The following is an 18203-nucleotide window of genomic DNA, read 5'->3' as shown; positions in this document are numbered from 1 at the left end:
AGAAGCTGACATGAAAAAGAGTGACCAAGATTTCCATATTTACTTGAGAGGCATTATTTTGATTGGCTTCATGCTGCTGTTGATCGGGCTGATCACATCAGGAAAACTTACTTATTATGTAGCTCCCAAAATGCATATCTTTGTTTATTTCGCGGTTGCGATATTTGGAATCTTAGGAGTTATGCAGTTTTTCAGAAGATCACAGCATCATGATGATGGATGCGGGTGCGGCGTCGACCATACACCAAAGGGTGCGCCGATTAAACACTTCTTAATCTATATGTTATTCGTGATTCCCTTGTTAACAGGGTTTATGATGCCTGAGAAAGCGATGGACAGCTCTATTGCTGAGAAAAGGGGAATCCGCTACGGCACAGGACTATATGCCAAACCTACTCAAAAGACTGAGGAAGGGAACGTCGTTGCATCTGAGGAAATAGATGTTGAAGCATATCTGGAAGATCCAGAAGGCTATTTAAAAGAAATGGAAGAGAACGTGAAGAAAGAGAATCCTATAGAAACGTATGATGTAACTGAGTACTATGAGAAATTTGGGAAAGAGTTATTAAAAGAAGATAAAATCACCGTTACATCAGAACACTATTTAGATGCAATGAGTGTCTTTAACATTTATCTTGATCAATTTAAAGGCAAAGAAATCGAAACGACCGGATTTGTTTATAGAGAAGATGGCATGAAGGAAGACCAGGCTGTTATTGCCCGTTTTTCTATGAACTGCTGCAGTGCGGATGCAGTCGTATACGGAACAATTGTTGAAGGAGACCAGGTATCAAAGCTAAAAACGGATACTTGGTACACGGTAACAGGCGTTATCGATGAAACAGAATTTAATCACATCCGGCTTCCTCTTGTAAAAATAGACTCTTTAAAAAAGATTGAACCTCTTAAAGATCCTTATGTATACCCGAGTGCAGAGAGTTTTGGAACAGAATAAATAAAAAAGCGGGGGATTAATTTCCTCCGCTTTTTAATATTGAGTCTTTTCTAAAAGATTGTTGCAACTGAAAAATTCTATCGAAATTCTTCATTGAATAGTTAATTGGAGCGTAAGGACGAGACTCCGGCAGGATGAGTGGGACAGGTGAGACCACTCAATGTCGCGAGGCTACGAGGGGGCTCACCGCACACCCTGCGGAAAGCGAGTCCTGCAGCGGAAATTAACCTCTTACAAAAGCAACAAAGTTTGCCGCAACAGCTTTTTTAATATACGTACGTTCCAACAATAAACAACTGGAACAATACAGTAATTCCAATAAAGTAAGAAACTTGGGCGAAAAGCCCCCAATCCTTATTTTTAACGGCTTGCATGACATAGAGTGCTACGATTGAAACGATAATTGGAACGACAAGTGAACTGCCGTCAAAGGTTAAATATTCAGGTGCAAGTGTATAGAATCGATTATTGAACAAGGATTGAATCACATAGAGCTGTGTAAGAACAAAGAGCGCAATCGATACCCATTTCACCCACGGTTTTTCTTCTTCAATCACATCAATTCTAACAACATACAGAATACCTAAAAATAAAATGGTCGGTACAATCCAAACGAATGCATTTGTCATCGCGATAAATGAAACAATTGAAGCGGCAAAAGCGTCAAACGATGCATTGTAGACATCCTGCTTACTGATGGATTGACTGTTCTTCATTATTGCTGGATCCTGACTTGCTGCGTGAACTTGATAATCCTGAACAGACTCAGCTTTTAACCAGAAGACAGTTTGATCTTCTGCTTTTACAGGGTAGATTGAGAAATCGTTAGTCGTACTTATACGAGTTGCTTCCCAAGTATCATTTTTTAACGAAGCTCTATAGATATTACCTGCATCTTTTTTAGTAGATATTGCTCCTCTAGCAGAGAAAAGAATTGTTGGTGCATTGTCTTCTATGTTCAAATTCAGGTAAGTTGGATTTTCAATCTCGTAACCTTCAGATACATCTTTAAAATTAACGCTCGTAAATGATAAATCTTTCAATTGGTTCATTGGTGCTGAACTGTAAAAGGTTTTAAATGATTTCGTTCCTTGCTTTGATGAATAGAACGTATAAAGAATATGAACGTCATCACCAGCTTCAGCAAATCTGAAGTTATAAATCTTATCAGTTGGCGTTTTGCTGTACTTAAGGATTGAGACCGGTTCATATTGTCCGCTTTTTTCAGTTAAATAGAATGCTTCCATTTCAACTTTTTCACCGACAACGGCAATAAAAGACGCAGATTCTGGATTTGCTGTTAACTCTGCAACTTTTTCTTTAGCTGAAAATATTAATTTGCTTTTACCGCTCTCAGGTTCATATGCATATACTTCATTCCCTTTCGTATAGGCAAATCGGTTCTTTGTATCGGCTAAGAATTCAACACCTTTATCTAATACGTTTTGCTTCCCGCCTTCTTGAATGATTAGATCGCCCTGCGATACGAAAGCGATCTGCTTGCCATCTGTCCAAAAATTGCCTCTCTCATCAATTGGCAGCTTTTCAGTTTTCTCTGAAACAACATTCAGCTTCTCATCTAAAATGGTAGCTTTAATGCCGTCTTTAAGATGTGTGTAGATATGATATTGATTGTCTTCCTTAAATGCAATCGGTTCTGAGCTTATGGATTCAGCCGATATACTGACAGATCGGCTCCAGTCCTTATTTGGAAGTCTAGTCTCCTGGCGGATGTTGTTCCAAACCACCAATCCTACCAAAAGCAGAACAATTGCAAGAGGAAGAAGATAAGCTTTTCGATTCGATTGATTCTTTTTCTTTTTCACTTTCGAATCTACGTTCATGGTAATGCCCCCTTTTTTCTATAAAAGAACAAGATTATTAGTATTCGATATGTAGACGAATATTCCTGTAAAAATTATTCATATATTTTTAAAGAATTTTCAAAACTCATTTTGTAAAAAGAGCTGAAGGAAAACCGAAAGATAAGAATTTTTGTAGAATAATGATTATTTCCGTGGAAATAATGTCGAATTCTCTGGTTTTTTCATACGTAAAAATTAGAAACCGATTTCCCCCTTAACTTTAGTTAAATAGTATAATACGAGTACTAGTATGTGAGGAGGGAGGTCGATGCTTTGGAAGAATCGATCCATATATATGTAACGAGTGACGTGCATGGAAATGTGCTCCCATTAACTTACGGAAACAACGAACAAGCTGAATTGGGACTTGCTAAGGCGGCAGCTCTTATTAAAGAGGAAATGAAAATGAACGATAACTGTTTGTTAATTGATAACGGTGATCTCATACAAGGAACGCCGCTAACCTATCATTATGCAAGGATGGGGAAAGAATCTATTAATCCCATGGTGTTGCTATTGAACGAACTTAAATTTGATGCTGCTGTGATCGGAAATCATGAATTTAACTACGGACTGCCACTTTTAGAGAAGACAGTAAATGAATCGAAGTTTCCATGGATATCTGCAAATATAGTATGGGAGGATTCAGGCCAGCCGATATTTGGAGAGCCTTATCTAATAAAAAAATTCAGAAGCGGTTTTAAGGTAGCAGTGCTTGGACTGACGACACATTACATACCAAATTGGGAAAACCCTGAACATATAAAAGGCATCACGTTTCTTGATGCCGTTCAATCGGCAAAAAAATGGGTTCCGTTTTTAAAAGAAAAGGCAGATATTGTGATCGTTTCCTATCATGGAGGATTTGAAAGAGACATAGAATCTGGCGAACCTACCGAAATTTTGACAGGGGAAAATCAGGGATACCAGCTATGTATGGAGATCGAGGGTATTGATGTTCTTTTAACCGGTCATCAGCACCGTCTAATAGAAAACAGCGAAATAAATGGTGTATCGGTTATTCAGCCAGGTACACAAGGAACTTCAGTAGGTCATGTAGAAGTAACAATTAGAAATAATAGCGGGTTTTGGGAAGTAATCAGTAAGAAATCCTCTCTTCTTTCTGCGAAAGGCTATGATCCTGATCAGGTGGTACTGGATTTAATTGCTCCATACGAAGAAAAAGCTCAGGAATGGCTAGATCAGCCGATCGGCGTTATTGAGGGAGATATGGAGATAACCGATCCGATGGAAACGAGATTAAGAGACACTCCTTTGATCGAGTTTATTAATAAAGTGCAGATAGATGCTGCTGGCACGGAAATTTCAAGCACAGCATTATTTGATAATAGGTCAAAAGGTTTTTCTTCCCGTGTTACGATGCGCGATATCGTATCAAACTATATTTATCCAAATACGTTAAAAGTCGTTGAGATCACAGGCAAGGATATGAGAGAGGCTTTGGAGAGGTCAGCTTCCTATTTTGTATTGAACGAAGATGGTACAGTGGCTGTTAATCCGGCATTTTCTGTTCCTAAGCCGCAGCATTACAATTATGACATGTGGGAAGGAATCCGATATACGATCGATCTATCAAAACCATTTGGACAAAGAATTACTGAATTAACCTTCAAAGGTGATGAGGTAGATGGTAACGCACTGTATCAAGTAGTAATGAATAACTACCGTGCAGGCGGTGGCGGAGACTACCATATGTTTAAAGGAAAGCGTGTTGTAAAGGATATTCCAATCGATGTATCGGAACTGATGGCTAATTATCTGCTAAAAAGAGGTACAATTGAGGCAGCGTGTGATAATAACTGGAGAGTCAAAGTACCATCTTCCAAAAAATAAAGGAATGGGTGGGGCGGTTGAATAAGCAGAAGCTGTTCGTATATCTGGTTATAATTGTCTTTCTTGCTGGCTGTTCAAGCAGTGCGCAGGGTACGTTAAATGACAAAAACTTAAAACTGCAGGACCATGTAAAAGGTGCCTACCCGAGATATTATGATCACGTTTCAAAAGAAGAGGCACAAAAGGCTCTTCCGTTTTCTTTAGAGCTGCCTGATAAGCTGCCATTCAAAGTAGCTTTATCTACCTTTCAAATTTCGGATTGGGGAGAAAAAAGAAATATACTTCTCGACTCTGTTTTTTATCCGAGGCAGGAAGGCAAGAATGTCTATTTAGCCTACCGGATATCTAACTTTCTTCCGAATGCAGAGAAACTGAAAACGAACGAAAAGGTTAAGCTTGAGAACGGAATAAAAGCTTATTTTTCTGGAAGTTCAGACTTGCCGATTTTAGCATGGGAAGAGGAAGGTCTGTATCATAAAATGGAATACTTGAAAGAAGAAGAGACAGACAGCAAGAAGGCAAAATCAAATTTGCTGAAAGCTGCGAGTTCGATTTATGAATAAATAAGAAAGCTGGCTCGAATCGCGGTAAACACGATTTTACGAGCCAGCTTTTTATTTCTATTATGATAAGATGAATCAAAAGGGGTGAGGTACATTGCAAAAATTAGCATTTGAATCCGCATGGGACAGGACTTTAGCAGAAAAAGACAGACATGAAATTGAGCGTGTTTTTTCTGGAATTCATGCTGAAGGAAAAGAAGGGTACCAAGCTGTTCTTTTAAAAACTGCATTTAATCATAAGCGAGAGTTTTTAATAACGGTTTTATTAAACAATTATTCTAAAATTCCGATGTCACTTTTAGGCAAAAAGGTCGTATATAAAGAGAAGAATCGGACTATAGGTGAGTTTGAGTCAGCTTACACGTTAGAGATACCTGCTGAAACAAGTATGCCGTGGACGTTTATTTTTCCAGCAGGAAGTTTGATAGATCCACTTGATGGCGATTCTGGTGAGTTAATAATTAGTTAAAGGATGAGAAGTTTTGCGGACGATTATTTGGTTTGTTTATTTTTGGACGGTATTAATTAAGTTAATACCTGCACTAAATCGGGTAAAGAATCTACAGAAATCTGGAAGAATTCAAGAACGTGATGAATTAGCTGATAAAAAAGCGAAAGAATGGGCGCGTTCTTTAGTAAAGCTGACTGGATCAACAATCACGGTAAGCGGGGAAGAGAACATCCCGAAAGATACGGCAGTACTGTTTGTAAGTAATCATCAAGGAAATTTTGATATTCCACTCTTGTTGGGATATATTCAGAAGCCAAAAGCTTTTATATCTAAGATAGAAGTGAAAAAAATGCCGTTTATTGGAACGTGGATGGAGCAGCTGAACTGTCTTTTCATGGACCGGAAAAATGTGCGTCAGTCTGTAAAAGCGATTAATGAAGGTGCACAATTGCTTCAAAACGGTACTTCTTTAGTTATTTTTCCTGAAGGGACGAGAAGCAAAGGGGATGACATGTCCGAATTTAAAGCCGGCAGTTTTAAGCTGGCGACTAAATCGGGTGTGCCGATCATTCCTGTTACAATCAATGGTTCTTATAAAATGATGGAGCAGCAGGGATTCTGGATAAAGCCGGCAAGCGTGCATATTGAGGTTCACCCTCCCATCTATCCGCAGCAGCAAGAGGCGAAGGGACTGGCTAGGTTATCGGAACAAATCATTAAAGAAGGCGTAAAGAAGGCAGTTTCTTAAAATCAAAATACTGTTTCGTAAACAATGTAGCTTTTGAAGTGGTTGATTTCCGCTCCAGGATGCTCGCTTTCCGCGGGGCGGGCGGTGAGCCTTAGCGAAAGATATATGAAGTGCTGCTCATGCGTCTTCAAGAAAATCCTGTCGGAGGTGCTTCCTCGTCGCATGCCTTGCGAGAAGAATACTCAGGTTGTTGGCACGCTGATCCCGCAGGAGTCTCGCACCTTGCACTCTAAACAACTTGTCAATGAAGAGAGGTAAAAAAAGCACCTGTCTTTATTAAAGACACATCAATAAATGTTTGTCTGTGCGAGCTCTCTTTATTTTTGGTATTATTGGAACACAAGGTAAAAATTTCTAGGAGGAATACTATGACGGGGACAATTTCAGTCATTATGATATTCTCAATTCCAATTATCGCAATCGTATTGGGGCATTTTCAATCACAGACAAAACTGAAGCACAAAATGCTAAAAGATGAGCTTGAACTAGAAAGGCTGAAGCACGATAACTATGTGATCGAAACCCAAAAGATGAGGCTGGAGCTTGAACAGATGAAACTTTTAGATGCCAGTGACAAGAAAGAGTCCGTATAAATGGAGATCAGTTTGCTTTGGATTGGACTAGGGCTGGCAGGACTCGATTATTTTATAGGGGATGGATTGAAGAATTTTAAGAATCCAGGTAACAGTTTTTCGGAGTATCCGGTGCTGATTAAAGAAAAAGATTTGCACAATTATTAACGCTTGATGAAGTAGAAGAGCTAGTTCAAAAATATCCTGATATACCTAAAATTGAACTAAAAGGTACGAGGTACTATCAATATCATCATTTTTATGAGTGGCTCTCAAAAAAAAGAAAATTTCAAACAAAAAGCTTGAGGAGAATATAAAATTCCTCAAGCTTTTTATATTTATCTGTAGTTAATGAACTGCACATCGATTGGCAAGTTTGCTTCTCTTACAAGGGCAATGATCTGCTGAAGATCGTCTCTGCTTTTTGCCGTTACACGAACTTGATCATCTTGTACTTGGCTCTTTACTTTTAGACCGGAATTTTTAATTAAAGTGTTAATTTTCTTTGCATTATCTTTATCAATTCCAGTAACAAGCTTTGCACGCTGGCGAACGGTTCCGCCTGAAGCTTGTTCAATTTTGCTGTAATCCAGGTTTTTTGTTGGAACACCGCGTTTAATAAGCTTTGTAATGACTACATCTTTCAGCTGTTCGAGCTTGTATTCATCATCAGAAACTAAAACTAATTCTTCACTTGATTTATCAAGGGTGATTTCACTCTTGCTTCCCTTAAAATCATAGCGTGTTGTGATTTCTTTTGTTGCGATATTAATGGCGTTGTCTACTTCGGATAAATCAACTTGTGAAACAATATCAAATGAACTTTCTTTAGCCATTTTGAAACCTCCTGACCTCACTATCGTTAATATACCTATAGTATAAAGAGAAATACGTCATGTTTCCAGTTTGTACACATTCTTTTGCCTAGATGGGGGTACAAAACATGTATAGTATGGTAAAATGAAGGCTGGAATTTTTCATCGACGTTTAACCAATAGGAGGAGTACTTTGTGCTTCATTACAAAACTTATACACACGAAAAAAATCATCAATGGGTGATTTTTGTCCATGGAGCAGGGGGCAGTTCATCCATTTGGTATAAACAGTTAAGAGAATTCAAACAACACTTTAATATTTTGCTTGTTGATCTAAGAGGTCACGGCAAATCTCAATCTGAGAAATTTTTATTAAAAAAATATTCTTTTAAAGAAGTAAGTCTTGATGTGCTTGAAGTTATGGATCATTTGAAGATCCAAAAAGCGCATTTTGTTGGTATTTCACTTGGTACGATTCTTATTCAGACAATAGCTGAGTTGAAACCGGAACGGGTAGCGTCTATGACACTTGGCGGAGCTGTAACGAAAATGAATTTCCGTTCACAGTTTTTGATTGCAATGGGGAATTTATGCAAATCTTTTATTCCTTACATGTGGCTTTACAGCTTATTTGCATGGGTAATCATGCCAAAGAAAAGACACGAAGCATCGCGTTCGCTGTTTATAGGTGAAGCGAAAAAGCTTTGTCAGAAAGAATTTAAGCGCTGGTTCAAGCTAACGCTAAAAATTAATCCGTTTTTGCAAAAGTTAACGAAAAAAGAAATGCCAATTCCTACGCTTTACATCATGGGCGAGGAAGATTATATGTTTTTGCCGCCGATTCAGGCATTTATCGATAAAAAGAAACATTCAAAGCTATTGACGATTAGAGATTGTGGACATGTCTGCAACGTCGATCAACCTGACATCTTTAATAAGAAGTCGATCGATTTTATCAAAAAACAAATTGCAGCAGCACCGACTGCTTCATAATAGAGGGGAAGCCAGCTATATTCAGCTGGCTTTTTCTTTTTGATGAGTTTCAAAATTACATCATCACATAAAAATAAGTGATCATCACATAAAAAAGGGCCAGCATCACATAAAAAATACTCTTTATCACATAAAAAAGCCGATTGATCACATAATTAACCATTTTATGGAAGTTTGTGTACGCGTGAAAAAAACACTTACCCCATATAGCGGGAGAAGTGTCACCTAAATAATGATTTACAAGCTTACTGCCCGTGCTATTGTGAACAGTCTTGATGCAGGGTGAAAGCCTTTTGTGATTAGATCTTTGATTATTCCAGCACCTAGCATGCTGTACACTGTTCCATTTCCGCCAAAACCTAAACAATAATATTCGCCTAGGCGGTTAGGGTGTTCACCGATATATGGGAGTCCATCATGCGATTCACCAAACGTTGCACACCAAGAATGTGAGATTTCGGGTGACAGATCTGGAAAGTGTTCCATGATCTTTTGCCTGATTCGCTCTCCGCGTTCTTCAATCAAGCTGTCATTTAATGGTGCTTCTGCCTGATCCTCATCTAAGCCTCCTGCAATGATCCTTCCATCTTTCGTTGTACGCATATACAAATAGGGACGCTTCGTTTCCCATATTATCCATTCTTTGTACCACGTCTTAAGTGATGGGAGAGGTTCCGTTGCAATCGCATAGGAACGGTTAAGGTCAGCACCTAGCTGCTGTACGAGAAAATCATTTTCATATCCCGTTGCAAAAATGATGTGCCTTGCTTGAATCGTTCCATTTTCAGATTCACATGTAAAGCCATGGACTGTTTTTGTTTTTCGCATAAGAGGCGTTTCCTCAAAAATTCTTACGCCAGCCACTTCAGCATCTTTTAACATGATCTGGACAAATTTATACGGGTTAACATCAGCATCACCGCTCGTTACAAGTGCAGCTGGTTTTGAAAAAGGAAAATGCGCGGAAATCTCTTGAGGTTCGAGATATTCTACAGGGAAATCAAATTTCTTTAAAGCTTCGTATTCACGGACTAGCTTTGAGGCATCTTCAGCCGTGCTGGCGTAATAGAGGCTTTTTTGTTCTCTGAACTCAGGATCTTCTGATAAATTTTGTGCCATATTTTTTAAATTTTCTAAAGCATTTTTGCAAAGCTGATAAAAATAAACTGCATCTTGCTCCCCTTTTTGTTCAATAAGCTCGTGGAGCATTTTATCACTTGAGAACTGTAAGAGTCCGGTGTTTGCAGATGAACTGCCATAGCCAGGTTTTCTCCTATCAATGACGACAACGTCGAGATCCGTCTCTTTGCCTAGCGTATAAGCACAGAGCGATCCGGACATTCCTCCGCCTACAATCAGTACGTCACATATAATATTCTCTTCAAGTACTGGATATTGGACGTCATCTGTATATGTTGATGGCCAAAACAACTGGCCATTGTGTAAATTCATATTTACTCCTCCTCGTCCTCTTTTCATTCCCGGGAAAAGCAAAAGAGAAACCGCATGAAAGGAAAAATTTTTCAATAGAATAGAAAACAGGAGGGATGCTCATGGTAGTTTGGTTATTTACAGGCATTGTAATGATTTTATTTGTTTTGGCAGCACTTCTTATTCCAGCGAGATGGAGGGTGAAGGAAACTGCTGATTTGAACATTTCTCACTTTGAGTTATATGAATCCTTATTGAATCTGAAAAATTGGCCGCGATGGCAGATGGACGAAGATGCAGCTATACCCTTTATGTTTGTGGGACCAGAAAGGGGAGAAGGAGCTTCGCAATATTGGGAAACCGATGGCGTTCCGGCTAGTTTGAAAATCGGCCGCTGTGTCCTGGGAAAAAGTATTCATTATCAGATGCGGATTAATAAAGGCGAAACCATTTTAAGGTTCGGTATTTTCTTTTCTGAGAATCATGGTTCAACCACACTAACATGGATGTGCGAAGGTACTTCTAAGAAAAATTCAATTGAACGGTATATTGCGTTTTTCTATAAATGGAAGATGAAGCGAGAAATGAGGGCAGCACTCTTTAGGCTGAAAAAGATATATGAGCCTCAGTTAAAAGGGTTAAAGCAGCCTGCATAAATGACTAAAAGAGCCGCTAAACCCAAATCGGGTTCAGCGACTCTTTATTTTTCTTATGGCAAGTTCGTTACTTTATCTTCATCTTTTACAATGAGTAAGATTTTACCCATGTCGAGTCTCTTCTCATATTGATCTGCCTCTACGTCAGATAACCCCATTTCAGTCATCTTCTTGCGCAGCTCATCGCCTCTGGACTCAAATACGTTGCTGAGCGCTGTGCCTAAACCTTCTTCTTTTAATCCGATTGTATTAACATCCGCATTATCTGCTAGATCACGGGTGTCGCCTTTTTCGTGTGACAGGACATAGAGATTGTCTTCATGAATACCTTTTGCTTTCAAATCACTTGCAGCAGCAATTAATTCTTGTTGTGAGTTAAATTCATGTACAATTGGTTTAACCATTTTTTATATCCTCTCCTTTAAACGAAGTTATAGTGTGTATTCACGAATTCGGGAGATTCTAAACGTTAAATTCCTTGTCAATAACAGGAGGATTTTACTATCTTTGAATAACGTTTCATTGTAGGTTGTCTAGAAAACAAAAGGCACCTCACTTGGAGGCACCTTTTTCTTTATCTATTTAGTTATCTGCATCTACAATGTCTAGTTTACCCGTGGAAGGATCGATGACGAGTCCATGGACTTTGATGCCTTCTGGCAGCAGAGGGTGATTTCTTACTAACTCTACACTGTTTTTCACTGATTCCTCAACACTGTCAAAGCCTTTCACCCATTTTTTTAGGTCAAGACCGGAATATTTTAAGGTATCGAGTGTGGAGGATTCCACTCCACGGTCCTGCATTTGGGCAATCAATGCGTCTGCATTTACATTGCTCATTCCGCAATCATAGTGGCCGATAACCATTACTTCCTCAGCTTTTAGTGCATAGATTGCGACGAGTATGCTTCTCATTATGGAGCCGAACGGATGAGAGATAACCGCTCCAGCTGATTTAATGATTTTCACATCTCCGTTCTTAATGTTCATGGCACTGGGCATTAATTCTGTAAGACGTGTATCCATACAAGAGACGATGACGAGCCCCTTATCTGGAAATTTAGTAGTTTGAAAAGGTTCATATTCTTTGTTTTCAACAAATTTTTGATTGTACGTTATGATTTCGTTAAGTATGGACATGATTTTCCTCCTCGTTTCTACAGAAAATAGTTCACTATTAAAGTAATCGTAAAGTGTGCGTCTTTTTCTATCATAATCAGCCTGAACTCGCTAACTTATTCAAGCTTATTTTTACTATTATACAAAAAAGGATGCTCATTCTGCTCTTTTTTGTATGTGAGGCAGTTTTTTTGTTGATAGAAACTTTGAGACAAAAGCACATTATGACAAACATTTTATCATAAGGTACGTATAATCGCAGTTAACACCACATAAATTGGTAAGTTCGAAGGGAGGAAGAAAAACAAATAGCTTGCCAGTTGGTTTTTAAATAGATCGGGAACTTATTATTCTTATTTTGAAAGGGGAAGGGACATGGAAGTTATGATGTACATCCTTTGGGTTCTGCTGCTAATGGGGGCTGTTATGAAGAACTATATGGTTGCTGCTTCTCTGCCAAAATCGGGACAAGCTCTGCCAGCGGTGGATCATTGGGGCAGACTGCTGCTGGATGAAGATTCGGAAAATGTGATTGCAGCTCATTTTCAGCAAGCAGTTAACAGCATATTCAATAAGCAGGCGTTCAGTTGGGTGGATACGTCATAACAATCGTTTTTGGTATATAAAAAATTTAATGAAAAGGGGGAAATCTATTTAAAAATACGCTCTTTTCTAAAAGATTGTGCAACTAAGAGATTTTATCGAAATTCTTCATTGATTAGTTAATTGGAGCGAAAGGACGAGACCCCTGCAGGATGAGTGGGACAGGTGAGACCACTCAATGTCGCGAGGCGACGAGGGGGCTCACCGCACACCCTGCGGAAGACGAGTCCTGTAGCGGAAATTAACCTCTTACAAAAGCAACAAAGTATACGAAAACAGCCTGAAAATAAGAAGAATAGGAATTCGTAGTTTTAGCATTCACTTGCATGGCTTGCGGCCTGGATCACCGTACGCCTGCGTGTTAATGAGGGTTATTGCACGGGTTTGGAGCGGAAAAGGCAGCTTATTTGGAGCTGTCTTTTTCTGCGTCATTTTATTTCTGGTGCCCCGTTTGGTAGAATAAGAAAAAAAGATAGTTGTGGTGAAATAGATGAATATACCAGTAAGCCAGTTTGCGAAAAAAATAGAAAAGCATCTCGCGGAGATCAAGCAATTAGGAGAAAACTCTCCTAAACTTCGGGAACATGTCACAGCCATCCATACACTGTGTGAATTAATGATGGAAGCGGGAGATGACGATCAGCTTTCAGTAAAAGAGTGGGCTCCTTCGCATCCCGTTCAAAAGCCGATGAGCATGGTAACTGCTCCGCCAGCTAAAAGCCACAAAAAATCCATGATGGACTATGACATGGAATATGATGATGACGATAACGATGATAATGATGGAAATGGAGATTCCATTTTTGATTTTTAAGTAATGCTTTGGTGAAACCTGCTCTTTGGAGCGGTTTTTTTCTTTTTTTAGGTGCATGGGGTTCATGAACGTGGAACAATCTAGGGTGACCGTACAAAAAAAGTGGATGACCGAACAAAAACACACAGAATTAAGGTTTTTAAAACAAAAAAAACAGCGTTTATTTAAACGCTGTTAGATCGATACGTACGTATGTTGATTTTCCATTCTTTCATCTTTACGTTTTGCGATTTCAATTTTTTCGTTGATCTTTTTATTAGAAAAGTAAACTGCAGCTGCTGTTGCAATTAAACTGAGAGTGGCAAGTCCTAAAATTGTATATATCATCGTAATAATAAGTTCCATTTTGTTGTTCCTCCTTTGTTGTTTGTTCCGTCTTAGTATCTTTATTCCACTATAAAAATTATTTAAACCTATTTTTTGTGTAGGTCTAAGGAATCAAAAATGAAATATGAAAAAGGAATGATGGTAAAAAATCCTCCTTCGTTTTATACTTAATTTACGAACATACGTTCGATTTATGTTCGAAAAAAATGAGGGGTGAAACAAATGACTCAAGCAAATGATTGGCTTAACTTAGTAAATCTCCTCGGTAATGTAGGGTTTCCTATCGTGATTGCAGGATACCTGCTCTTTCAATTCGAAAAGCGGATTCAGAGTCTAGAGGGAATTATTAAAGAACTGCATTCAGAGTTAGTTGAAAAAGAGGAGCTGGAACGAAAGATCGATCAATACGTCCGAATGCTGGACACCGAACGCCAAACCAAACAACGTTAGCGTTCGTCTTTATTATCATGGACGAGCTGTCCGCCAAATTCTTTACAATCCTGTGGCAACCTTTTGATTCAGTGAGTTTCAATGGTAAGATAAAAGAAAAACAGGAGTGGAACTATGAAGCTTTTTCTTATATTAGGAGCGGTTAATGCCATGCTTGCGGTTATGCTTGGAGCTTTTGGCGCACATGCCCTGGAAGCAAAATTAACAGAACGCAACATGCTGGACGTGTATCAGACAGGTGTTCAATACCATATGTATCATGCTTTGGCGTTAGTTGCTGTTGGTATTCTGCTTGGTAAATGGCCAGCGTCTGCTTTATTGAATGGAGCGGGGTGGTCATTCTTCATCGGAATCCTGTTGTTCTCAGGCAGTTTATATGCCCTTTCGAACACAGGCATGAAGTTTTTCGGGCCGATTACGCCTCTTGGAGGAGTAGCATTTATCGTTGGCTGGATCTTACTGATCATTTCGGTTGTAAAAGCATAATGAAAAGGCGTTCCTTTTAGCGGGACGCCTTTTTTCTGTACCTGTCTTGACCAGACATTTAACGTATTCTTATCAGCGCGGGCTGTATTGGGAGAGCTGCCCGGATTGCTGCTGTGTTCCATATGGATAGCTGTAATTGATCTCTTCATCAAACGTTACGTAGTTTACATAAACCATTAATAATAAATAGCGTTTGCCCGTTTGCGGATCACTTAGGATAATATGATCGCGGCCAGCAGCTTCAATGATTCCTTTAAAAACTTTAGCATTCCACTTTTCGTTGTTCTCGAAAGTCATATAAACCGTTGCGACCTTGCCTTTGTTTAAACGAAGAATGTTTTCAATATACGACTGTTCGAGCGGTAGCTGTCCTGGTGCAGCCATATCTGCCATAGGACCTCCACCGACACCTGGTGCCTGCTGGCTTTGCGCCATATCCTGCGGCACACCCATACCTGCCATGCCTCCCATCATGCCACCCATGCCATTCATACCATTCATTCCATTTTGCTGCCGGTAATAAGGATTAAAATTATTCATCAACAAACCTCCCTAAAAGGTGTTAAACACATTTGGACAATCACTTTGTTTCGGCTGATAAAAGCAGTGAGCCTTAAAGCTTCCAGAATGCGGCTGATTATACCAAGTAGGCGGACAGGCACCACTTGGATCAAAAAACCATAATGAGTTTTTAGCAGGATGAAAACGCTGACCATTTATAACTCTTCTTGCCAGCCTTCTTTCGTTCTCGCGAGCACCTTGATAGAAATATCCTTTGATCGTTGCTTCGAATCCTCCTGGTCGTTGGAACACCATTTGCTGCATTGTACGGATATTTTTAAAATCAAGACAATTGCCACGAATTCGATTAACCCCAGTGTTACCCACAAGCAGCATGCCCTGATCGCCTTCACCTTCAGCCTCAGCACGTATTAAACGTGCAAGCAAGTCAATATCTTTACTGTTTGCTTTAATGACAGCCAATTTCCTTCCCCCTCTATGTGTTGATTCTTGGTGTACAAGCAGGGAAACAGAACATTCGATATATGTGTATGAGCCTTTTTGGAAAACTAGACCTTGCCATAATAAAAAAACCTTTGCCTGATAAACAGACAAAGGTATAAGATATAAATTTTACACTTGCAAGAAAGCAGGCACAGCTTCTTTTGTAAGGATGTTTCCGACATAGAAAGATCCGAATTCGCCGAAGCGTGCGCTTACTTCGTCAAAGCGCATTTCGTATACTAATTTTTTAAATTGAAGCATGTCGTTTGAGAACAGCGTCACGCCCCATTCCCAATCGTCAAAACCGACAGATCCAGTGATGATCTGCTTTACTTTTCCTGCATATCCGCGGCCGATCATACCGTGGGAGTACATCATCTTTTTGCGATCTTCCATAGAAAGCATGTACCAGTTGTCGTCACCATCACGGCGCTTGTCCATCGGATAGAAGCAAACATGCTTCCACTTAGGAAGTTCTGGGAACAGGCGGGCTTTGATCATGGGATCCATCTCGCCGCTCTCGTTTTGCGGATTGTATGTGCTTAGCTCTACAACTGAAACGTAAGAATAAGCTTTAATCGTATATTGAGCAAAAGCTGTTTTATTAAATGCGTTCTCGATCTCGTTCAATTCTTCCATTGTTGGGCGAAGAAGCATCATCATAAAATCAGCTTTTTGGCCCATGATGCTGTAAAGGGCATGGCTGCCTGTTTTATTTGCTTCTACGTTCTCCCACTTTTCAAGAAACGTAAGAAATTCATTAATCGCGTATTCGCGCTGGTCACTCGAAAGTGTTTTCCAAGAGGCCCAATCCATCGTACGGAAATCATGAAGACAATACCAGCCTTCTAGTGTAATCGCTGCTTCACTCATCGTATAATTCACTCCCTGCTAAAAATAAACACGTCCCTACAAATATACCATAAGTAGGGACGAATCCAAAAAGGGTTAGCTGAATTGACGGAGAGTGTACTCGATCTTGGCTTTTACGTTAGATGGATTTTGCAGCTCAGCACGTGTAAGGGTCATGCGCACCTTCGTTTCATCAAGGTCCATCGCTTCTTCCAGCATGCCGAACAATCCTTTTCCGCGTTTGTCGATCTCCATTAAAAGCTCGATGCTGTCGCTTTGCGGAACTAATATGACTTCCAGTTCATCAAGTTTCCCTGCATAAGCACCTGAAGTTGGTACGTACTCGAATTCTTGCAGGAAAGGAAGTCTGCGGCGCATATAGCGCGGAGCAGATCCGCAATATGCTTTGCGAAGCCTGAATCCAAGCTGTTCGATCGCATCAAAAATGGCAGATGTTTCTGCATCTGGGTGTACACGAATCTGATCGTTGTCTGTTGGATCAACTGCCATCTGAATATCCAGACCAGTCTTGATCCAAACAGGGGTGTGTCCGAGTGTATAAGGCGTATCATATGGAAGTTTAAGTGAGAAAGGAATCTCTTGGGAACTTCCTGCTTTTACAACAAGACTTGTGCCAACCCTAGAGTTTTCAATCGCTGCTGTATCACGTACTTTTTTATCATCGACTTCACGATAAAATTCTGTCATCACGTAAAGGGTGATGTGGTCAATGTTCTGATCCACTTTTCCGCCTTCTATTTTAATCGTACCTGTAATGGTTTCGCCTGGTGAGTAAGTATCCTTATCTAAAATCGTGTCTACCTTTGCTGCTCCAATTCCTACACTAGCTAACATACGGTTAACAAAAGACATGCTGATTCCTCCTCCAAATTTATCTCTCAATTTTACGGAAGGAAAAGGAAAAAGATTCATTTACAAATAAAAAAACTTTCTCCCGATTTGGAAGGAAGTTTTCTTCGTTTTATGAGACCATTTTTCTGCAAACTTCTGCACATCTGAAGCAGGCTTTCGCACACTCCTGACAGTGCTGGTGATCGTGCTGTTCACATTCTTTACCGCAAGCTTCACATACTTTAGCGCATAGTTCACAGATCTCGTTGATGAATGGGCTGTTTCGTGCCATCATCTCTGCGGCAAAGCTGCAAATATCCGAGCATTCACGGTCGAGCCTGATACAATTCGCCATCATCTTAACGTCTCTTTCTTGCAAACAAGCGACATAGCAATGGTTACACGCCTGCATGCAGCGCAGGCATTCATCGATACATTCTTGATAAGTTTGGTGCATCCTTAAAAACGCCTCCCTAAATAAGATTTCAGTAAAAGGTTTCCCGGAGATACAACTTTTAAACGATTACTTTGAGAAACATCTAAAATCTAAAATGTTTTTTTGAGTATGCTACTTTGAATAGTTGATTGGAGAGGAAGGTTGCGAGACTCCTGCGTGCCAGCTACCTGAATAAGCTTCAAGCAAGGCATGCGACGAGGAAGCCCGCTTCGGTAGGATTTCTTGCAGACGCAGGAGCACACCAACTTCCTTGAGGTGAGACTCCTAACGACGCATAGCGTCATGAGGCTCACCGCACGCCCCGCGGAAAGCGAGCAACCTGGAGCGGAAGTCAA

The 18203-nt window shown here is 39.8% G+C and carries 24 protein-coding genes; 13 read left to right on the top strand and 11 right to left on the bottom strand.

The window, feature by feature from the left end:
• The first annotated feature begins 10 nt into the window (after window positions 1-10).
• Entirely contained in the window at window positions 11-955 is a 945-nt protein-coding gene (locus ABE41_RS19695) for a TIGR03943 family putative permease subunit (RefSeq protein ID WP_066294121.1), read from the top strand.
• A 266-nt stretch (window positions 956-1221) separates the two neighbouring features.
• On the opposite strand, the gene ABE41_RS19690 is transcribed toward ABE41_RS19695, so the two are convergent.
• Window positions 1222-2799 (bottom strand): hypothetical protein, encoded by a 1578-nt coding sequence (locus ABE41_RS19690; protein WP_066294118.1) that lies wholly within the window; start codon window positions 2797-2799, stop codon window positions 1222-1224.
• Window positions 2800-3093: 294 nt separating this feature from the next.
• On the opposite strand from ABE41_RS19690, the gene ABE41_RS19685 reads away from it, so the two are divergent.
• The 6 genes from ABE41_RS19685 to ABE41_RS21410 all read left to right on the top strand — a co-directional run bounded on the left by ABE41_RS19685 (window position 3094) and on the right by ABE41_RS21410 (window position 7176).
• Complete coding sequence (locus ABE41_RS19685) at window positions 3094-4674, top strand: bifunctional metallophosphatase/5'-nucleotidase (protein WP_066294116.1); 1581 nt, start codon at window positions 3094-3096, stop codon at window positions 4672-4674.
• Between the two features lie 17 nt (window positions 4675-4691).
• Window positions 4692-5237 (top strand): hypothetical protein, encoded by a 546-nt coding sequence (locus ABE41_RS19680; RefSeq protein WP_066294110.1) that lies wholly within the window; start codon window positions 4692-4694, stop codon window positions 5235-5237.
• 94 nt (window positions 5238-5331) lie between these two features.
• Complete coding sequence (locus ABE41_RS19675; protein ID WP_066294108.1) at window positions 5332-5706, top strand: SLAP domain-containing protein; 375 nt, start codon at window positions 5332-5334, stop codon at window positions 5704-5706.
• A gap of 13 nt (window positions 5707-5719) precedes the next feature.
• Window positions 5720-6436 carry a lysophospholipid acyltransferase family protein gene (locus tag ABE41_RS19670; RefSeq protein ID WP_066294106.1) on the top strand — a complete coding sequence of 239 codons (717 nt, stop codon included), beginning with the start codon at window positions 5720-5722 and terminating at the stop codon, window positions 6434-6436.
• A gap of 368 nt (window positions 6437-6804) precedes the next feature.
• The gene (locus ABE41_RS19665; RefSeq protein ID WP_066294104.1) at window positions 6805-7029 is read left to right on the top strand and encodes a hypothetical protein; all 225 of its coding nucleotides are present in this window, start codon (window positions 6805-6807) and stop codon (window positions 7027-7029) included.
• Window positions 7030-7176, top strand: coding sequence for a hypothetical protein (locus ABE41_RS21410; RefSeq protein WP_253805404.1), 147 nt, complete (start codon window positions 7030-7032; stop codon window positions 7174-7176).
• Window positions 7177-7346: 170 nt separating this feature from the next.
• Here ABE41_RS21410 and ABE41_RS19655 read toward each other — a convergent pair whose 3' ends face one another.
• On the bottom strand, window positions 7347-7844 hold the full coding sequence (locus ABE41_RS19655) for a YajQ family cyclic di-GMP-binding protein (protein ID WP_066294102.1): 498 nt from the start codon (window positions 7842-7844) through the stop codon (window positions 7347-7349).
• A 174-nt stretch (window positions 7845-8018) separates the two neighbouring features.
• Between ABE41_RS19655 and ABE41_RS19650 the strand changes: the two genes are divergently transcribed.
• Window positions 8019-8816 carry an alpha/beta fold hydrolase gene (locus tag ABE41_RS19650; RefSeq protein ID WP_066294101.1) on the top strand — a complete coding sequence of 266 codons (798 nt, stop codon included), beginning with the start codon at window positions 8019-8021 and terminating at the stop codon, window positions 8814-8816.
• A 237-nt stretch (window positions 8817-9053) separates the two neighbouring features.
• Here ABE41_RS19650 and ABE41_RS19645 read toward each other — a convergent pair whose 3' ends face one another.
• Window positions 9054-10268 carry an NAD(P)/FAD-dependent oxidoreductase gene (locus tag ABE41_RS19645; protein ID WP_066294099.1) on the bottom strand — a complete coding sequence of 405 codons (1215 nt, stop codon included), beginning with the start codon at window positions 10266-10268 and terminating at the stop codon, window positions 9054-9056.
• Window positions 10269-10369: 101 nt separating this feature from the next.
• Here ABE41_RS19645 and ABE41_RS19640 point away from each other — a divergent pair, with 101 nt between their 5' ends.
• Window positions 10370-10903, top strand: coding sequence for an SRPBCC family protein (locus tag ABE41_RS19640; RefSeq protein ID WP_066294096.1), 534 nt, complete (start codon window positions 10370-10372; stop codon window positions 10901-10903).
• A 53-nt stretch (window positions 10904-10956) separates the two neighbouring features.
• Here the strand turns inward: ABE41_RS19640 and ABE41_RS19635 are convergent, their stop codons facing one another.
• Window positions 10957-11307: a YflT domain-containing protein gene (locus ABE41_RS19635; protein WP_066294089.1), complete on the bottom strand. Its 351-nt coding sequence runs from the start codon at window positions 11305-11307 to the stop codon at window positions 10957-10959.
• 178 nt (window positions 11308-11485) lie between these two features.
• Window positions 11486-12043 carry a beta-class carbonic anhydrase gene (locus tag ABE41_RS19630; protein WP_066294087.1) on the bottom strand — a complete coding sequence of 186 codons (558 nt, stop codon included), beginning with the start codon at window positions 12041-12043 and terminating at the stop codon, window positions 11486-11488.
• A 354-nt stretch (window positions 12044-12397) separates the two neighbouring features.
• On the opposite strand from ABE41_RS19630, the gene ABE41_RS19625 reads away from it, so the two are divergent.
• On the top strand, window positions 12398-12628 hold the full coding sequence (locus ABE41_RS19625) for a hypothetical protein (protein WP_066294086.1): 231 nt from the start codon (window positions 12398-12400) through the stop codon (window positions 12626-12628).
• Between the two features lie 487 nt (window positions 12629-13115).
• Entirely contained in the window at window positions 13116-13439 is a 324-nt protein-coding gene (locus tag ABE41_RS19620) for a DUF5327 family protein (RefSeq protein WP_066294083.1), read from the top strand.
• 174 nt (window positions 13440-13613) lie between these two features.
• Here ABE41_RS19620 and ABE41_RS21175 read toward each other — a convergent pair whose 3' ends face one another.
• Window positions 13614-13784 carry a hypothetical protein gene (locus tag ABE41_RS21175; protein WP_156774322.1) on the bottom strand — a complete coding sequence of 57 codons (171 nt, stop codon included), beginning with the start codon at window positions 13782-13784 and terminating at the stop codon, window positions 13614-13616.
• 204 nt (window positions 13785-13988) lie between these two features.
• On the opposite strand from ABE41_RS21175, the gene ABE41_RS19615 reads away from it, so the two are divergent.
• Both ABE41_RS19615 and ABE41_RS19610 read left to right on the top strand, forming a co-directional pair.
• Window positions 13989-14216: a YvrJ family protein gene (locus ABE41_RS19615; protein ID WP_066294082.1), complete on the top strand. Its 228-nt coding sequence runs from the start codon at window positions 13989-13991 to the stop codon at window positions 14214-14216.
• 114 nt (window positions 14217-14330) lie between these two features.
• Window positions 14331-14702 (top strand): DUF423 domain-containing protein, encoded by a 372-nt coding sequence (locus ABE41_RS19610; protein ID WP_066294081.1) that lies wholly within the window; start codon window positions 14331-14333, stop codon window positions 14700-14702.
• Window positions 14703-14774: 72 nt separating this feature from the next.
• Here ABE41_RS19610 and gerQ read toward each other — a convergent pair whose 3' ends face one another.
• The 5 genes from gerQ to ABE41_RS20825 form a co-directional block, all read right to left on the bottom strand.
• Window positions 14775-15242, bottom strand: coding sequence for a spore coat protein GerQ (gerQ, locus tag ABE41_RS19605; protein ID WP_253805402.1), 468 nt, complete (start codon window positions 15240-15242; stop codon window positions 14775-14777).
• A gap of 12 nt (window positions 15243-15254) precedes the next feature.
• Window positions 15255-15686, bottom strand: a complete 432-nt coding sequence (locus ABE41_RS19600) for a cell wall hydrolase (RefSeq protein WP_066294077.1) — start codon at window positions 15684-15686, stop codon at window positions 15255-15257.
• A 150-nt stretch (window positions 15687-15836) separates the two neighbouring features.
• The gene (gene hemQ / locus ABE41_RS19595; RefSeq protein WP_066294075.1) at window positions 15837-16580 is read right to left on the bottom strand and encodes a hydrogen peroxide-dependent heme synthase; all 744 of its coding nucleotides are present in this window, start codon (window positions 16578-16580) and stop codon (window positions 15837-15839) included.
• A 75-nt stretch (window positions 16581-16655) separates the two neighbouring features.
• Window positions 16656-17432 carry a sporulation protein gene (locus ABE41_RS19590; protein ID WP_066294073.1) on the bottom strand — a complete coding sequence of 259 codons (777 nt, stop codon included), beginning with the start codon at window positions 17430-17432 and terminating at the stop codon, window positions 16656-16658.
• A gap of 109 nt (window positions 17433-17541) precedes the next feature.
• Window positions 17542-17868: a four-helix bundle copper-binding protein gene (locus ABE41_RS20825; RefSeq protein ID WP_083207896.1), complete on the bottom strand. Its 327-nt coding sequence runs from the start codon at window positions 17866-17868 to the stop codon at window positions 17542-17544.
• Between the last annotated feature and the right edge of the window lie 335 nt (window positions 17869-18203).

The sequence above is a fragment of the Fictibacillus arsenicus genome (assembly GCF_001642935.1).
Lineage (GTDB): Bacteria > Bacillota > Bacilli > Bacillales > Fictibacillaceae > Fictibacillus > Fictibacillus arsenicus_B.
Note: the sequence above shows the minus strand (reverse complement) of the source record. Positions and strands in the feature narration are given on the sequence as shown.

Bases quoted from the DNA above. Each gene is read 5' to 3' on its own strand.
- ABE41_RS21175 (WP_156774322.1), bottom strand. From the start codon at position 13,784: ATGGAACTTATTATTACGATGATATATACAATTTTAGGACTTGCCACT.
- ABE41_RS19590 (WP_066294073.1), bottom strand. From the start codon at position 17,432: ATGTCTTTTGTTAACCGTATGTTAGCTAGTGTAGGAATTGGAGCAGCA.
- ABE41_RS19620 (WP_066294083.1), top strand. From the start codon at position 13,116: ATGAATATACCAGTAAGCCAGTTTGCGAAAAAAATAGAAAAGCATCTC.
- ABE41_RS20825 (WP_083207896.1), bottom strand. From the start codon at position 17,868: ATGCACCAAACTTATCAAGAATGTATCGATGAATGCCTGCGCTGCATG.
- ABE41_RS21410 (WP_253805404.1), top strand. From the start codon at position 7,030: ATGGAGATCAGTTTGCTTTGGATTGGACTAGGGCTGGCAGGACTCGAT.
- ABE41_RS19695 (WP_066294121.1), top strand. From the start codon at position 11: ATGAAAAAGAGTGACCAAGATTTCCATATTTACTTGAGAGGCATTATT.
- ABE41_RS19610 (WP_066294081.1), top strand. From the start codon at position 14,331: ATGAAGCTTTTTCTTATATTAGGAGCGGTTAATGCCATGCTTGCGGTT.
- ABE41_RS19640 (WP_066294096.1), top strand. From the start codon at position 10,370: ATGGTAGTTTGGTTATTTACAGGCATTGTAATGATTTTATTTGTTTTG.
- ABE41_RS19665 (WP_066294104.1), top strand. From the start codon at position 6,805: ATGACGGGGACAATTTCAGTCATTATGATATTCTCAATTCCAATTATC.
- ABE41_RS19630 (WP_066294087.1), bottom strand. From the start codon at position 12,043: ATGTCCATACTTAACGAAATCATAACGTACAATCAAAAATTTGTTGAA.
- ABE41_RS19635 (WP_066294089.1), bottom strand. From the start codon at position 11,307: ATGGTTAAACCAATTGTACATGAATTTAACTCACAACAAGAATTAATT.
- ABE41_RS19655 (WP_066294102.1), bottom strand. From the start codon at position 7,844: ATGGCTAAAGAAAGTTCATTTGATATTGTTTCACAAGTTGATTTATCC.
- ABE41_RS19645 (WP_066294099.1), bottom strand. From the start codon at position 10,268: ATGAATTTACACAATGGCCAGTTGTTTTGGCCATCAACATATACAGAT.
- hemQ (WP_066294075.1), bottom strand. From the start codon at position 16,580: ATGAGTGAAGCAGCGATTACACTAGAAGGCTGGTATTGTCTTCATGAT.
- ABE41_RS19690 (WP_066294118.1), bottom strand. From the start codon at position 2,799: ATGAACGTAGATTCGAAAGTGAAAAAGAAAAAGAATCAATCGAATCGA.
- gerQ (WP_253805402.1), bottom strand. From the start codon at position 15,242: ATGAATAATTTTAATCCTTATTACCGGCAGCAAAATGGAATGAATGGT.
- ABE41_RS19625 (WP_066294086.1), top strand. From the start codon at position 12,398: ATGGAAGTTATGATGTACATCCTTTGGGTTCTGCTGCTAATGGGGGCT.
- ABE41_RS19615 (WP_066294082.1), top strand. From the start codon at position 13,989: ATGACTCAAGCAAATGATTGGCTTAACTTAGTAAATCTCCTCGGTAAT.